General features: G+C 36.2%; 17 protein-coding genes. 9 read left to right on the top strand and 8 right to left on the bottom strand.

The features are described from left to right. Nucleotides 1-57 precede the first annotated feature (57 nt). From LPB89_RS19155 to LPB89_RS19130, 6 genes are all read left to right on the top strand, one after another. Nucleotides 58-1,221: a sigma-54 dependent transcriptional regulator gene (locus LPB89_RS19155; protein WP_127339651.1), complete on the top strand. Its 1,164-nt coding sequence runs from the start codon at nucleotides 58-60 to the stop codon at nucleotides 1,219-1,221. 254 nt (nucleotides 1,222-1,475) lie between these two features. Next, a complete protein-coding gene (locus LPB89_RS19150) occupies nucleotides 1,476-2,135 on the top strand; it encodes a DEAD/DEAH box helicase (RefSeq protein WP_230703263.1) in 660 nt (219 codons plus the stop codon). Between the two features lie 17 nt (nucleotides 2,136-2,152). Beyond that, nucleotides 2,153-2,968 (top strand): alpha/beta hydrolase, encoded by an 816-nt coding sequence (locus LPB89_RS19145; protein ID WP_230703262.1) that lies wholly within the window; start codon nucleotides 2,153-2,155, stop codon nucleotides 2,966-2,968. A gap of 30 nt (nucleotides 2,969-2,998) precedes the next feature. Continuing rightward, complete coding sequence (locus tag LPB89_RS19140; RefSeq protein WP_059116437.1) at nucleotides 2,999-3,217, top strand: putative signal transducing protein; 219 nt, start codon at nucleotides 2,999-3,001, stop codon at nucleotides 3,215-3,217. A 129-nt stretch (nucleotides 3,218-3,346) separates the two neighbouring features. Then, on the top strand, nucleotides 3,347-4,150 hold the full coding sequence (locus tag LPB89_RS19135; RefSeq protein WP_230703261.1) for a Cof-type HAD-IIB family hydrolase: 804 nt from the start codon (nucleotides 3,347-3,349) through the stop codon (nucleotides 4,148-4,150). A 3-nt stretch (nucleotides 4,151-4,153) separates the two neighbouring features. Continuing rightward, the gene (locus LPB89_RS19130) at nucleotides 4,154-4,681 is read left to right on the top strand and encodes a GNAT family N-acetyltransferase (protein WP_230703260.1); all 528 of its coding nucleotides are present in this window, start codon (nucleotides 4,154-4,156) and stop codon (nucleotides 4,679-4,681) included. A 100-nt stretch (nucleotides 4,682-4,781) separates the two neighbouring features. On the opposite strand, the gene LPB89_RS19125 is transcribed toward LPB89_RS19130, so the two are convergent. Continuing rightward, the gene (locus LPB89_RS19125; RefSeq protein ID WP_127339655.1) at nucleotides 4,782-5,303 is read right to left on the bottom strand and encodes a hypothetical protein; all 522 of its coding nucleotides are present in this window, start codon (nucleotides 5,301-5,303) and stop codon (nucleotides 4,782-4,784) included. Between the two features lie 507 nt (nucleotides 5,304-5,810). Here LPB89_RS19125 and mtaB point away from each other — a divergent pair. Next, on the top strand, nucleotides 5,811-7,145 hold the full coding sequence (mtaB, locus tag LPB89_RS19120; RefSeq protein ID WP_230703259.1) for a tRNA (N(6)-L-threonylcarbamoyladenosine(37)-C(2))-methylthiotransferase MtaB: 1,335 nt from the start codon (nucleotides 5,811-5,813) through the stop codon (nucleotides 7,143-7,145). Between the two features lie 620 nt (nucleotides 7,146-7,765). Next, nucleotides 7,766-8,833: a hypothetical protein gene (locus tag LPB89_RS19115; protein ID WP_230703258.1), complete on the top strand. Its 1,068-nt coding sequence runs from the start codon at nucleotides 7,766-7,768 to the stop codon at nucleotides 8,831-8,833. 211 nt (nucleotides 8,834-9,044) lie between these two features. Here the strand turns inward: LPB89_RS19115 and LPB89_RS19110 are convergent, their stop codons facing one another. The 7 genes from LPB89_RS19110 to LPB89_RS19080 all read right to left on the bottom strand — a co-directional run bounded on the left by LPB89_RS19110 (nucleotide 9,045) and on the right by LPB89_RS19080 (nucleotide 14,442). After that, complete coding sequence (locus LPB89_RS19110; RefSeq protein WP_230703257.1) at nucleotides 9,045-9,554, bottom strand: hypothetical protein; 510 nt, start codon at nucleotides 9,552-9,554, stop codon at nucleotides 9,045-9,047. Nucleotides 9,555-9,684: 130 nt separating this feature from the next. Further along, nucleotides 9,685-10,401 (bottom strand): 3-ketoacyl-ACP reductase, encoded by a 717-nt coding sequence (locus tag LPB89_RS19105; protein ID WP_230703256.1) that lies wholly within the window; start codon nucleotides 10,399-10,401, stop codon nucleotides 9,685-9,687. A 113-nt stretch (nucleotides 10,402-10,514) separates the two neighbouring features. Then, entirely contained in the window at nucleotides 10,515-11,102 is a 588-nt protein-coding gene (locus LPB89_RS19100) for a phospholipid scramblase-related protein (RefSeq protein ID WP_230703255.1), read from the bottom strand. A gap of 102 nt (nucleotides 11,103-11,204) precedes the next feature. Next, complete coding sequence (locus LPB89_RS19095; protein ID WP_230703254.1) at nucleotides 11,205-11,870, bottom strand: carboxypeptidase-like regulatory domain-containing protein; 666 nt, start codon at nucleotides 11,868-11,870, stop codon at nucleotides 11,205-11,207. A 26-nt stretch (nucleotides 11,871-11,896) separates the two neighbouring features. Next, a complete protein-coding gene (locus tag LPB89_RS19090) occupies nucleotides 11,897-12,862 on the bottom strand; it encodes a hypothetical protein (protein WP_230703253.1) in 966 nt (321 codons plus the stop codon). Nucleotides 12,863-12,864: 2 nt separating this feature from the next. Next, the gene (locus LPB89_RS19085) at nucleotides 12,865-13,365 is read right to left on the bottom strand and encodes an RNA polymerase sigma factor (RefSeq protein ID WP_154343219.1); all 501 of its coding nucleotides are present in this window, start codon (nucleotides 13,363-13,365) and stop codon (nucleotides 12,865-12,867) included. A gap of 240 nt (nucleotides 13,366-13,605) precedes the next feature. Continuing rightward, complete coding sequence (locus LPB89_RS19080; protein WP_230703252.1) at nucleotides 13,606-14,442, bottom strand: hypothetical protein; 837 nt, start codon at nucleotides 14,440-14,442, stop codon at nucleotides 13,606-13,608. Between the two features lie 274 nt (nucleotides 14,443-14,716). Here LPB89_RS19080 and LPB89_RS19075 point away from each other — a divergent pair, with 274 nt between their 5' ends. Beyond that, complete coding sequence (locus LPB89_RS19075) at nucleotides 14,717-15,592, top strand: PPK2 family polyphosphate kinase (protein ID WP_230703251.1); 876 nt, start codon at nucleotides 14,717-14,719, stop codon at nucleotides 15,590-15,592. Nucleotides 15,593-15,646 lie beyond the last annotated feature (54 nt).

Raw genomic sequence — 15,646 nt, 5'->3', positions numbered from 1 at the left:
TGACAAAGGTTTTAAACTTTGTACCTTTGCACCTTTGCAACTTAGAACCTCAAAAATATGAGTAAAATACTAATCATAGAAGACGAAGCAGCGATCAGAAGAGTTTTGGTAAAGATCTTATCAGAAGAAAATGATACCTATCAGGTAGACGAAGCGGAAGACGGTGTTGCAGGTCTTGAAAAAATAAAAAACAACGACTACGATTTGGTTTTGTGTGATATCAAAATGCCAAAAATGGATGGGGTTGATGTTTTGGAAGAAACAAAAAAAATAAAACCGGAAATTCCGATGGTTATGATTTCAGGTCATGGTGATATGGAAACAGCTATTCATACCATGCGTCTGGGAGCATTTGACTATATCTCAAAACCGCCGGATTTGAACCGTTTGTTAAATACGGTTCGTAATGCTTTAGATAAAAAACAACTGGTAGTTGAGAATAAAATCCTGAAGAAAAAAGTCAGTAAGAATTACGAGATGGTGGGGGAAAGCGAAGCCATCAGTCATATTAAACTGATGATTGACAAAGTGGCTCCAACCGAAGCGAGAGTTTTGATTACGGGACCAAACGGAACCGGAAAAGAATTAGTGGCACATCAGTTACATGAAAAAAGCGAACGCGCTAATTTCCCTCTGATTGAAGTAAACTGCGCGGCGATTCCAAGTGAACTAATCGAAAGTGAGTTGTTCGGACACGTAAAAGGTGCTTTTACCTCGGCAGTGAAAGACCGTGCCGGAAAATTTGAGGCAGCAGATAAAGGAACTATTTTCCTGGATGAAATTGGTGATATGAGCCTTTCGGCGCAAGCCAAAGTTTTAAGAGCCCTGCAGGAAAGTATGATTACCAGGGTCGGTGCCGAAAAAGACATAAAAGTAGATGTGCGCGTGGTAGCAGCCACCAATAAAGATCTAAAAACAGAAATTGCAGAAGGCCGTTTCCGTGAAGATTTATACCACAGACTGGCTGTAATTTTAATTAAGGTTCCGCCCTTAAATGAAAGACGTGACGATATTCCGGCTTTGATTGCGCATTTTACAGAGAAAATTGCTTCAGAGCAGGGAAATGCCGTTAAAGTATTTTCTGCCCAGGCGATACAATTATTACAGGAATACGACTGGACAGGAAATATCCGTGAGCTTCGAAATGTAATAGAAAGACTGATTATCCTTGGTGGAAACGAAATCTCGGAAACAGACGTAAAAATGTTTGCCACTAAATAAAAGCTTTAGGCTATACGATTTAGGCTTTAAGCTTACTGCCCTGTGTCTACTGTGATAAAAGAAAGTTAAAAAAATAAAGTACTTGCTCAAGGCTTACAGCGTATAGCCTATAGCTTACAGCATTAAAATAAATAAAGTAATTGCATGGGGCCTACAGCTTATAGCTTAAAGCCTATAGCATTAAATAGTAAATCAATTTGCGCACGGCCTACAGCTTATAGCCTACAGCCTGCAGCTTACAGCATTAAAAAAAAATGAAACTAAAAAAGATAAACGAGAAGCTACAGGACGCCTTAATAGAAAACGGTTTGACAGAACCTAATATATTACAGAAAGAAACTTTTTCGACTATAAAAAGTGGCTCTGACTGTATTATTCTTTCTCCAAAACAAAGCGGGAAATCAACGACAATTGTTCTGAATGTCATTCAGCAATTGGCAGGTCAGGTAGAAGAATCACCAAGAGCTTTGATTATTGTGGAAGACAAAACCAAAGTATTGGAAATGGTTGAACTTTTTGCGAAATACGGAAAATATACCGACCTTGAAGTGTATGGGGTTCATGACAAAGGAGATATGGATTACGATAAAAACTATATTTCTACAGGAGTTGATGTTTTAATCGGAACGCCAAATAAATTGAGCGATATGTTTACGACGGCAGGTTACAATGTAAACCGTCTTAAAATGTTTATTCTGGATGATGCAGATCCGATTTTAAAGTTGCGTCATGAAACTAAAATCATGCGTATTTCAAATAGTATTACAAAAACACAGCGTCTTATTTTCGCTGAGGTGCTAACGGAACGCATCGAAATTTTGGCTGATAAAATGTTATTGGAGCCTTACCTTTTTGATATGGATGAAGAAGGAGAAGAACTGGACGAAGAAGAAGATCAGATTGAAGAAGAATAATCTATTTAAAAGTATTCATGGAGATATTAAAAACATTTAAATTTTTATCGATTGTACTTTTAGTTTTTTTCGTTGTTATTTATGTTATTATTGTTTCCTATGTTTATTTCAATCAGGTTGGAATGGTATTTCAGAGTGAAAAACTTTCAAAAGAGTATCGGTTTGATTATCACCAAAAGTATGAGGAATTAAACATTAAGTCCTTTGATGGCGCAAGGCTGAATGGGCTTCTGTTTAAATCGGAGAAATCCAAAGGGCTGGTTTTTTATCTTCACGGAAATGCCGGCACATTAGAAACCTGGGGCAAAATAGCGAGTACATATACTAATTTAGGATATGATATTTTTATTTTAGATTACAGAAGTTTTGGTAAAAGTGAAGGTGAAATTGAAAATGAAGAACAATTAAATAAAGATATTTCTATTGTTTATAGAACATTAAAAAAACGATATCCGGAAAATAAAATTATTGTTGCCGGGTATTCAATTGGTTCAGGACTTGCAGCTATTTTGGCTTCGGAAAATAATCCCAAAGCTTTACTTTTGCAGGCTCCATATTTTAGTTTTACGCAATTATCAAGTACCAGAGTACCGTTTTTTCCGGACTTTATGAAAAAGTTTCATTTTGAAACATATGAATATTTGCCCAAAATTAAAGGCCCGATTTATATTTTTCATGGAACGCAGGATCAACTGATTCCTTATGAAAATTCCATTCGCCTGGGTAAAATATTAAAATCAAATGGGCATTTTTATCCATTGAGGGATCAGGATCATATTGGAATGAATGAAAATAATGAATTTCAGAATCAGTTAAAACTAATTTTAGAGTAAGAATTAAATAATTATAAAAAATAAAATGTTATGGGATTAATGAAGGTGTTTTCAGGAAGTGAAGTACTAGCCATTGCTTTACAGCAAAGATTAGAAGAAGCAGGAGTAGAAACTACAAAAAAAGATAATATTCAATCGGCAAGATTAGGTGGTTTTGGCCAAACCGATCTGGCAGTGGAAGTCTTTATACAAGAAACAGATTTCGCAAAAGCAAATCCTGTTATCGAGGATTTCAGAATGAGTATTTAGATAAGTTTTCAGTCTCAGTTTTTAGTCTCAGTACAGAAAACAGATTGATATAAAGTAAGTAAAAGTAATCAGTCTCAGTTCACAGCTACAACACTGTCTACTTCGACTGCGGCTTAAAACTAAAAAAACATGCAATACAAAATGCTGGTGCTCGACATGGATGATACCTTGTTGACTGACGATCATAAAATTTCGGAATTAAATAAAAAAGTGCTTCTTGAAGCTCAGGCCAAAGGCGTTTACGTGGTTTTGGCTTCCGGCCGCCCGACTTCTGCGATGACTGCCTATGCCAAAGAATTAGAATTAGATTTAAACGATTCGTTTATCATTTCATTTAACGGAGCTATTATTAGCACGGTAAAAGAAGATCTTATTTTATTTGAGCAAAAACTGACAATCGAACAGATCCATGAATTGTACGATTATAGTGTGAAGATGAAAACCCACATCATTACTTATCTGGATAATGAAATTATCAGTGAAACAGATTCAGAGTATATCGAAATTGAAAAAGAGATAACCGGATTGCCACATCGCAAAGTGCCAAGTTTTAAGGATGCGGTAGACAGACCGGCAGTAAAGTGTATTTTATTGGAAGAACCGTCTTATTTAAAACAAGTCGAAAAAGATTTAAAAGTAGCGATGCCTCATTTAAGTGTTGCCATGTCTAAACCTTTCTTTTTAGAAGCGGCTCAGCAGGGAATCGATAAAGCGGCGAGTCTGAAACTTCTGGCAGCAAAGCTCAATATTCATCAAAGTGAAATTATTGCAGTAGGAAATGCCGGAAATGACCTCACCATGATTGAATATGCCGGACTTGGTGTTTGGGTGGATAATGTAACCCCTGAATTACGCGACAGGGCTAATGTAATTGTGGCTTCCAATAATAATGACGGAGTGGCTGAGGTAGTGCAGCGTTATATTTTAACTTAGAATATGAAAAAACCAATTGAAACAGAACGTCTGATCTTAAGGGAATTTCTTCCTTCAGATGCTGCCGGCATGTTTGAATTGGATTCTAATCCAAATGTACATACGTATTTAGGGAATAAACCTATTACTCACATTGACGAAAGTCGTGCTTACATTGAATTTGTGCAACAGCAATATAAAGATTTTGGCACAGGCCGTTGGGCAGTTATCCTAAAAGAAACAAACGAATTTTTAGGCTGGTCGGGAATCAAATTTATAACTGATGAAATCAATAATCATAAAAATTTTTATGAAATTGGATATCGTTTCATCGAAAGACACTGGGGAAAAGGGTATGCTACTGAAGCCGGAAAAGCTTTTACAGCGTATGCTTTTAATGTAATGAAAGTAGACGCTCTTTATGCTTATGCGGATGAAGGGAATGAGAACTCCCGAAGAATTTTAGAAAAGCTGGGTTTGCAGTACGTCAATTCTTTTGAACATGAAGAAGAAATGACCGTTTGGTACGAAGCAAAGAATCCAAACATATAAATTTTCCTAAGAAATGCATCCCAAACCTTTTTAAACTTACTCCTGAAGATTTAAAAAGATTTGGAAAACAGCTCGAAGTTTAGTTTCTGAGTATTCAGAATTATTTTTTAGCTACAGAAACAAAATATTTATTTCCGTCACCCATTGTTAATTTTACGCGTTCGTCGCAAAGATCGATGGCAAAATTTACACTTTCGTAACAAGTACAAGTTGTATTTTTATCTTTAGACATTTCTGTTTTGCAATTGTTGTTTTTAAAAGTAGCCAATTGCGGTGTGTACAAACTAACTAAGTCTGTAGAAGCAGTTACCAATGAAATGATACTTGCAGAATTATTGTTGGTAATTCTGTAAACAATTCTATCAGTATAGTTCACTTCATTTACAGTTACTTTACGGATGTAAGTATATGCAGTTGATCCTTCTCCTGGTTCCTTCACTTCAAATTTAAATCCCACAGCACGAATGGCAATATCAAATTGCGATTGAGAGTTTAAACTTGCCCAGCCAGTTAATGTACTAATTGATGGGAACGGATTAGTAGCCGGAGCAGCAGCAGTTTGCGCTTGCGAACTGAAAATGGTTAAGAACATCAAGCAGATTGTGGGTAAAAATGCTTTCATAATAAGTTTGGAGTTTTTAATTTTTGCCTACTCTTTATGGTTTTCGGCTTTCCCATTTTATTTTTATTAAACAAAACAACAACATAACGACAAAATATCAAAATTGTTATGGTAAAATCTGTTGCTAAATTAATTTATTTATGTTAAATTTTTAATTGCTTAACCTTTTGGGTACAAAGCATCTTTTTGAAAGCTAAATGTAAGAAAATTTTAATTTAATTATCAAAAAAATGTATTTAATCGATATTATTTGCATTTAATCGATGTTTTTGTCATTTTATTCTTATTGAAATAAGTTTTGCGATCTTTTAAAGATAAAACATATTTTAGATATTACCGGGTTGCGCTTATAGTTTTTCAGTCAAATTTAAATGTTCGATTAATGCAAAATGTTGATATATAGTATATTATTGATTTTATTTTAAAGAATATTGTATGTAAATTTGCAAACTCTTCAATTGAAGATGTAAATATAATATCTTACTACTTAAAATGTAGTGTATTCCTATGGAAAATAGAAAAAAAGTTGCCTTTTATACGCTTGGTTGCAAACTGAATTTCTCAGAAACTTCCACAATCGCCCGAAATTTTAATGATGAAGGTTTTGATCGTGTCGATTTTGAAGAAGTAGCCGACATTTATGTGATCAATACCTGTTCGGTTACAGAGAATGCCGATAAGCAATTTAAGCAGGTGGTAAAAAAAGCAATGAAACTTAACGAAAAAGCTTTTGTGGCCGCAGTTGGGTGTTACGCGCAACTAAAACCCGAAGAATTAGCAGCTGTCGATGGCGTTGATTTGGTGCTGGGAGCGACGGAAAAATTTAAAATTACCGATTATATTCATGACTTAAGCAAAAACGATATGGGTGAGGTTCACTCGTGCGAAATTGCTGAAGCCGACTTTTATGTTGGAAGTTATTCTATCGGTGACCGTACCCGTGCTTTTTTGAAAGTACAGGACGGTTGTGATTATAAATGTACGTATTGTACAATTCCTTTGGCAAGAGGAATTTCACGAAGTGATGCCCTTGAAAACGTGTTGCAAAATGCCAAAGAAATATCGACTCAGAACATTAAAGAAATTGTTTTAACCGGAGTCAATATCGGTGATTACGGAAAAGGGGAATTCGGAAATAAAAAACACGAACATACGTTTCTGGATTTAGTTCAGGCACTGGACGAAGTAGAAGGAATTGAACGTTTGCGAATTTCATCCATTGAACCTAATCTGTTGAAAAATGAAACCATTGATTTTGTTTCGAAAAGCAGAACTTTTGTACCACATTTTCATATCCCGTTACAATCCGGAAGTAATGATATTTTAAAATTAATGAAACGCCGTTATTTACGCGAAGTATATACCGAACGTGTCAATAAAATCCGCGAAGTGATGCCGCATGCCTGTATCGGTGTCGATGTAATTGTCGGTTTTCCGGGAGAAACGGATGAGCACTTTTTAGAAACCTACCATTTTCTGAATGAAATGGATATTTCCTATTTACACGTATTTACCTATTCGGAAAGAGACAATACTGAAGCCGCAAATATGCCCGGAATTGTTCCTGCAAACGTAAGGGCCAAACGCAGTAAAATGTTACGTGGCTTATCAGTTAAAAAACGCCGTGCTTTTTACGAAAGCCAGATTGGGACCAACAGGACTGTTTTATTTGAAAGCGAAAATAAAGAAGGTTACATTCACGGTTTCACCGAAAACTACGTAAAAGTAAAAACACCCTGGAATCCTGAATTAGTCAATACATTACAGGAAATTAATCTAACAAAAATAGATGAAGACGGAAGTGTTCGCCTGGAGTTTTTAAATAAACTGGCGGAAGCCTAAAAAACGAATTACGAGTCATTTCGTTCCAAATGACAAAAACAAGAAAGCCCTTTATCAAAAGGGCTTTCTTGTTTTTTAAAACCTTTGAAAAGGCCAATGTTTTATTTCTGATGTTCAGGACTCACTAATTCAAAGGATTGATATAATCGGTAGCCAATTCAATCACACTAATCTTCTGCGGATTAAAACTTAGTTCACTACCAAACTGTCCTTTTATGTCCGGGAATCGATGGTAAGTTCTTTATCAGTTATTTCAATCACTTTTCCTAAATAAGCAGATTTGGCATATTTTATACAAATCTGAAAATGCCGTATGCTTGTGATAGTTTTGGTCTGTAGCGAAAATATTGTAGCTATTATTAGTATAAAAAAAGGTTCATTTTTTTTATAACTTGTTCATTTCTATTGTACTACTGTCGTTTTAAATCCTAAAATACGGAATCGGTATACCGATTTTTGCCTGGAAAGAAACAAATTCTATTATCGTTTTTTTCCGTTAATATCTAAAAAATGCCATTTATTACTTCGATCTGCTATTTGTTACTTCGAGTAGTTTAATTTTCTTTTTGTAAGAAAAATTTCAAATATTTGTAAATCGCTAATTTTTAAATTTTTTTATTATGAAAAAGAGATTTATAACCCTTCGAATGGGACGTTTAGTTTTACTACTGTCTTTTTTATGTTTATTTTCTTGTGAAAATCCCAATCTTGATGCAGAAGATTCTGGTTCTAAGACCAATTTGGCAGCAAAAAAAAGTGCTGTTAATACGACTGCTATGACACCAGAGCAATACCAAACCTCGGAGGAGATGTACAGGTTTTTGCGTGGAAACAACAGACTCAATCCTCAAAGTCTTCATAGTAACATCGGAAATAAAGCCGTTTATTACTTTGGTAAACTGGATTTCGATACAGAAGATGGTCGGAATTATATCCAAATGGAAGAAAATATGATAGATTTTATCTCGCATAGATTCGAGCTCAACGGTAAGTACCTCAAACCAAAATATTATGATGATGCAGAGGTGCTAAGAAAATATTTCTCCTATATGGCAGAAGATTTAGATCCGCCATTTATATCATTTTACTCAAAAATAGACTTTCTTTATTCAATGTATGACAAAAATCTGAAGTCGCTGGTGCTTTTCAGAATTAATTCCAGAAAAAACAGCTTTTATATTGATCCGGTTAATGGTCGCCCTGTCGCTTTATTTCCTCATGCCGAGAGGGGATTGGAAGAGTATTACGGGTCAGACCCTGCCTACTTTCACCTGGACGAAAATAAACAATGGACTTTAAAAGTCTTAGATCCCTCAGAAGAGCTCATAAATAAAATTTATATGGCTCCATATTTTAATCAGTCAAATCCTTTTATAAATGAAGGGGCTCCTCTATTTCAAAGAGCTTTTGTACTTAAAAATAATGCTGTCAAACCAAATTTTATTCTTCCGGAGAGGAACCAGAGTGGTGATGATACTTGGGAGTTAATTGACGAATTCTTAGGACCGTACCCGGAAAGTCGCAATCGTGGTAATGCCGGAGACTGCTTTATACATATTAAGCCTTCAGGTGAGGTAGATTATTTTAGATTGAAAAAAGATCTTGATTACCATCAATGGACAGCAATACCAGATGACCGAAAAGATACTGATGTTTGGGAGTATATTGACCCTTTATCTAAAGGTTAAAAAGCAATTCCAAAAAGAGGATACATCTTCAATTTGTTTTGACCTCCTTTATTCGGAATTTATATTTTTCACTACCTGCGAAAAAAAACAATATTTGGAGAAAAACTTTCAACCCTTGAATTTTCAAGGGTTGTTTTGTTTAGCTGGAAACCTAAACTTGGCTACTAAAGTTCAGACAAATGTTAGATTTACGATGTTGAAAAAGTATATTTTACTTCGCATCTTCCTGAATCACCAATTTCAGGGAATTGATATAATCCGTATCGAATTCAATTACTCTTATTTTTTGCGGATTGAAGCTTAGTTCCCCTCCAAACTTTCCTTTTATATCCACGAAGTCAATTGTCAGTTCTTCGTCGGTCAATTCGATTAATTTGCCTAAATAGGCAGATTTGGCCGATTTTTTTGAAATCTGGAAAATACCGTATTTATCAGTAATGAAATTTACAATGGAAGCCAGATCCCTTATCGGAATAATATCTTCGGCATTTGTTTTCAAACCTTTCATACGGATTACTTTTTCAGTGAAAGCTAGATCCTGATCCCTGTGAACGGCTTCGATATTTTTGTTTTTTAAAATCACGAAACCATCCAGAATATAATCGACAGGATTATTTCTCAGTAAAATCCAGTCATCGGAATAATCAATAAGAAAGCCTGTAAAAATTTCTTTTTTATCTGTGAATTCTATCGCAATTAATTGTCTTAAATATTGTTCCATCCTGTTTTTTTTTAAATTCCAATCTCTGTATTGGGGGGAAAATTCCAAATTCCAAACTTCAAATTCCAAATCCAATTCAATTGGCAGTTGGAATTTGGAATTTAAAAAATATTGGAATTTATTTATTAATCTACGGATTTGTTGACCAGATACTACTGTTTTTAATGAAAACCCTGCGGCTTAATTTAAGCTGGGCAATGATCAATTCGGCGATATCTTCCGGCTGCATTACTTTCTCGGGATTTCCGTCAGTTAGGTTTAAGTCCAGCGCCAAATCGGTGGCCACTGTACTTGGCGTTAGTGCCGTAACACGGATATTGTGTTTTCTCATTTCCTGCATTAGCGAATCGGTTAAACCCAAAACCGCAAATTTAGAAGCACTGTAGGCACTGGTTAAAGCATTTCCGTTTAAACCTGCCGTAGAAGAAATGTTGATGATGTCGCCGGTTTGTCTTTCTATCATATTAGGTAAAACAGCGCGGGTCGTGTAATACGTTCCCATTAAATTCACCTGAATGATTTTCTCCCAGGCAGCTGGTTCCAGTTCAAGGAATTTTCCAAAAGCAGCAATACCGGCATTGTTTATTAAAATATCAATGTTAGTAAACTCGGCCAATGCTTTTTCTACTGCTGTATTGATAGAAGTAATATCTGAAACATCAGCACTTAAAGCCAGCGCTTTTACACCTAAACTGGAAATTTCAGCACTCAGATGATCGACATCAGCCTGCGTTCTTGAAATCAGGATTACATTGACGCCTTCTTTGGCTAAAGCTATAGCAATTGCTTTTCCGATTCCTTTTCCGGCGCCGGTAATCAGGGCATTTTTATTTTTTAAATCTGTCATGGTCGTATTTTTTGAAATGCAGAAAGCATCATTCTTAGTGACACAAAAATAATTCTTTTGATGGCTAAAATGATGCTTTCCGGTATTTTCTTAATCTAAGTTTAACAACTTTCTTATTCTTTCAGTACCATATCGATACACATAACAGCTCCAAGGATTAATTGTCTCAACGGACTGTCAGCTGCTACATGCTCTTCAATCTGAAGTACATAATTGTCGGCACTGGTAAAAAGCTCTTTACCCATTCCTGCCCATTTTTTGCTTACCTGAGCCAATTGCCTGTTTTCATGCGAAAATTTAAAATCCCAGCCTGTCCATTTTCCCTGAAGGGTGGCACAAGGTCTTTCATTCTTATCCAGAATTTCGAATTTACCTCCAAAAGAAAAGAACTTTTGCTTGAAAGTCCCTACCAGACGGTCCTTTTCATCCAGAACTTCAACAGTCGAACGGAAAACGGCAACACCACGTCTCACCGTAATTAATTTTTCACCGGAAGCAGTCGTAATTTCCACATCAAAAGGAGTCATTCTTTTATAATCAGTAAAACGAAATACTTTGGTGAAAAAGCCCAGATTGTTTTCGCGGCAATTCATGATGATCTGATTGGTTTCCGGATTATAAATATCATAGTTGTTAGCTGCTTTAAACATACCAACATGCTCTTTTACAAGGAATAAATTCTGATTTAAAATTGGATTCATTAAATTTTATTTAAAGTTAATTTTATAAAGGCTTTTATTAAAAACCAAATGTAGTAAAATAACTATAATGAAGCCTAAGGCGATTTCAAACACTTTAATAATTTAATCTCGCCTGGTTTCTTTTTTTGAGAAAGGTACCGGAAGCTTCATTAACTCAACAGCTATTTCTTCTTCTGAAAGGTTCTTGTAAATTTCGTTTTTCGTAACGATAATAATGGCTCCGTAATACCCTCTTGTGCCATACAGCGCCGTAGCCTCTTTTTCTTTTAAGACGCTGATATTCTCAATGTCATAGGGATTAATTTTGGCTATTTGTCCTGATTTCACAGGAATCCCGTCAACAATAAACAACGGTTCGCTTTTAGATGCAACAGAGTCAATAGTGCTGATTTGGGATTCCTTTAGCGGGAGATATTGTTTCTTGTTCTTTTTGTCAGCCATTTCCGGATTATAACCAGTTCTTTCAGGAAGTGGAGAAGTGGCAGTTAGTTTTACTTTAATTATATTTTCATTTCCTACGACTTGTTTTTGTACCTGACATCCCACATAACTAAAAACAAGTGTATCTCCTTTTTGGGCAGCAATTGTATATTCCCCATCGAAATTGGTGGCAGTTTCTTTTCCTGATTGCTGAATTTTAACAGACGCTCCGGCCAGCAGAACAGCATTGTAATCGGAAACAGTTCCCGTTATTGTTTTTTGCTGCGCAGCGGATACGAAACCTGTAAGCATAACAAGGACTAATGAAAGAAGTTTGAAACTTTTCATGATAGTAAATTTAAGTGAAGTTTTTGCTATTGCTGCGGAGCTGGTTTTCCGGTTTTGGTGGTGATTATGACAACTCCTTTTTTTCCTTTTTCACCATATTTTTCAGTAGCTTCAAGATCCTGAAGGATAGTAATGGTTTTGATCTCCTGTCTGTTTAAGGGTGCATAGGGGCTTTTTGGATCTTTCCCGAACAGATCATCTTCGGAATAATAATTGCCGTCAATAATATATAATGGCTCGTCCAGAACTACCAGTGATTCTACATTTTCAGGATTTAAGTTCGAAAGTTCGCCCTGCATCATCTGATCTCTTTTTTTGTCATCTGTATGGGAGATTGCTTTTCCGTTCAGGATTACCAGAGGGGCGCTTTTTTTGGCCTTCTGAGTTTCTTGCTCGGCAGCAGCCATTCGGTAAGATTCGCCTTTTAGCGGTTTTGAAGCTGCAACGGGAGCAAAAGCCTTGTCTTTTTCAACCGAATCTTCTTCACTTGAAAAACCCGAAGATATAGACGGAGCAGGTGCCGCAACTTCATCAGCTGCAATTGAAGGAGCTGCTTCATAAGCGGTTGTTGCTCTGTTCGCACTTTGTGTTTCGTGAAGGGCTACTTTTTCCTGCTGCTTTATTTGATTGTTCAGAATTTCTGTGGCTTCTGTTTTCGATACTATTCCTGAATCTTCAGAAGTTGCAATTTTATTTTTTTCTAACCCGGTTTGAATCGGTTCTTTTTGGGTTTCGTTCGTTACTACCGGGTTCGTTTCCGGAATAGTTGAGGTATGGTTTGTTTTTATAAATTGGGAACCTAAAGAAATCACCAATAGCAGAGAAGCGGCAATGGCAATTTTTTTCCATAATGCGATTGTTTTTTTATCTTCTTTTTTGTCCAGTTTTTCTTCAACGCGGGACCAGACTTTATCCATTGCGGGAAAATCTTTGCTCTCGGCGTTGTGCGAAGCTTCTTTTATTTTTTCGAATAATTTATCGTGATTGTCCATGACTATTTTGCTTTTTGATAATACAATTTGTTTACTAATTCCTTGAGCTTGGTTTTGGAAGCATTCAATTGTGATTTTGAGGTGCCTTCAGAAATGTTGAGCATGGCCGCTATTTCTTTATGTCCGTAACCTTCTATGACAAAGAGGTTAAAAACAGTTTTGCAGCCATCCGGAATATGGTTCAATAAATTGAGTAAATCTTCTTCTTCTAAATGCGTAATTTCGTCCGTAAAAGGTTGTGACAGCAATTTGACATCATCAAGATACATATTGAAATTTGTATTTTTCTTAATAGTCGCCAAACAATGGTTCACCGTTATTTTTCTGGCCCAGGCCTCAAAAGCCTGAACTTCCTTGAGCTGTTCTATTTTGGTAAATATGGTATAGAAAGCATCGGCAAGCGCTTCTTCTATTTCCTCTTCCTTTTTTAGGTATCGCTTGCAGAGGCGATACAGCTTTGGAGCCATATACTCATACACCTGACGCTGCGCATCACGTTGCATTTTTTTGCAGTTGGAAATCTGAGTTTCGTTTATCACAATTGTTGTCTTTATACTAAAGAGGGTTAAAAAGATAAAAAGGTTGGGAGGAGGATGATTTTTTTTAAAAAAGGTTCAAAGGTTCAAAGGTTCAGAGTTGCAAAGCGACAAAGGTTTATCGTAGAGGGGCGCAGCAGCGGTTCTACCGCTGTAGAGGCGCACAGCAGTGCGTCTTATCTCTCTTCCTTGTTAAAAACATTGAATTTACTTAACCGGCAAACTCAATTTAAAAATCTTAGTTTCCAATAACTCCGTGTCATTATCCTCGCAAAGCAAAAATTCAATTTTGTTGTTTTCTTTTTTGTAGAAAGTCAGGCCTTCAAATTTGTTGGTAGACGTTATTTTTTGGGTAAAATCGATTTTCATTGTTTTAAGATCGATGCGTCCGATGAAACTTCCGAGAATTTCCCCGTCGTCGTAAGTGGATTGGGTATCTTCGGCGGTTGAAAGGAAATAGATCTTGTCGTCGACTAAAACCGCATCGGTAAAACTGGAACGAACCCCTTTTATTTTAGGAAGTTTATAGTTGGTCGCTACCAGGGCAAATTCTTCCCCTAAGCTTTTAGCGTGGATCGTAAAAATGGTATTTTTATTGGAGACTCCGTTTCCGCGATTGAATAAGTACCAGTTTTCCCCATCGAAAATGGAGCCTTCAAGGTTGAAATCTTCCGGTTTGATTTCTCCGAAACTTTGCATTAGACCGTATAAGTCGACCAGGTTATTTTTTTGTAAAATCGTTTTGGTTTTCAGGTCAAACTCGATCATTTTGTTTCTGTTTTCGGTGGAACCAGAACCAAAAACATACAAAGTATCCTTGTGATGGGTAAGGGATTCGAAATCCGGTTTGATGTTTTTAGGAATGTTCTGCGATGGATTGTCAATTAAAGGATGTTGGCTTAACTGCTGGTCCTGCAGGTTGTATTCGTATAAGAATCCGCTGTTGTCACCAATGATGTAAAGGGAATTGTTATTGAAGAATAATCCTGATGCCGAACCGATTCCGATGATTTGAAATAATATTTCTAAAGTGAATTTTTCCATGAATTTTATTTTGTAAAAGAGTGCCCAGCCCTGATAGTAATGAAAATACTTTGAGGAGAAATTGTATTTTTTCCGGCAGAACAAAGCGACCGGCGGAAGCTCTTGTTATGGCTTGGAAAAAAACAATTTATTGAAAAAGTATTGCAATGAATAGCAGGAATATGCTTCGTAAAAGTACTATATTTACTAGTACGATAAAACGGAATGTTATGAAATTACCCTTACGATGCGGTAATAACATAAGAAATACCACTAATACCTAAAATTTTCAAATATGAAATCGATAGATCCAAATGATTTTAAAGTTGTTAAGAAAGTAAGTTTAAAAAATATTCCGACACTCCTGGATATAAAAGCGGATGATGACGAAAAAGAAGAAAAACTGGATAAGGTTCAGGCAAAACTGAGCGACTTGCAGGATGTGATGTATTCGCACAATAAATACAGCGTTCTGATTTGTCTTCAGGGAATGGATACTTCCGGGAAAGACAGTCTGATTCGGGAAGTTTTTAAGGAATTTAATCCGCGTGGTGTTGTGGTGCATAGTTTTAAAACACCCAATTCAACCGAATTGGAACACGATTATTTATGGAGACACTATATCGCGCTTCCCGAAAAAGGAAAATTTGCGATTTTTAACAGAACACATTACGAGAATGTTTTGGTAACACGTGTGCATCCGGAATTTATTTTAAGTGAAAACCTGCCCGGAATCAATTCGGTCGAAGATATCAAACCCAAATTTTGGAAAAAAAGAATTGAGCAGATCAATAATTTCGAAAAACATATTGCTGAAAACGGCACTATTGTCATGAAATTTTTCCTGCACCTGAGCAAAGAAGAGCAACGCCAGCGATTGTTGCGCCGTCTGGAAGAAGGAAAACACAATTGGAAATTTTCCCCTGGTGATTTAAAAGAGCGTGAACACTGGGATGAATATCAGAAATATTATCAGCAGGCCATTAATAAAACATCAACCGATCATGCGCCCTGGTATATTATTCCTGCCGACGATAAGGAAATGGCACGGTATATCGTAGCCAAAATTATCTGGGAAGAAATGCAAAAATACACCGACATTAAAGAGCCTGAACTGGATGAGGAAATCAAAGCCAATTTTGAATTGTACAAAAAAGAACTGGCAAAATAAAATATAAAACCCGACAGCCTATGAGCAACTGCCGGGTTTTTACCAAAAACAAAA

Source organism: Flavobacterium sp. ENC (genome assembly GCF_020991415.1).
Taxonomy (GTDB): Bacteria; Bacteroidota; Bacteroidia; order Flavobacteriales; family Flavobacteriaceae; genus Flavobacterium.
The sequence above is the reverse complement of the archived record's forward strand: the minus strand, read 5'-3'. Positions and strand labels throughout refer to the sequence as shown.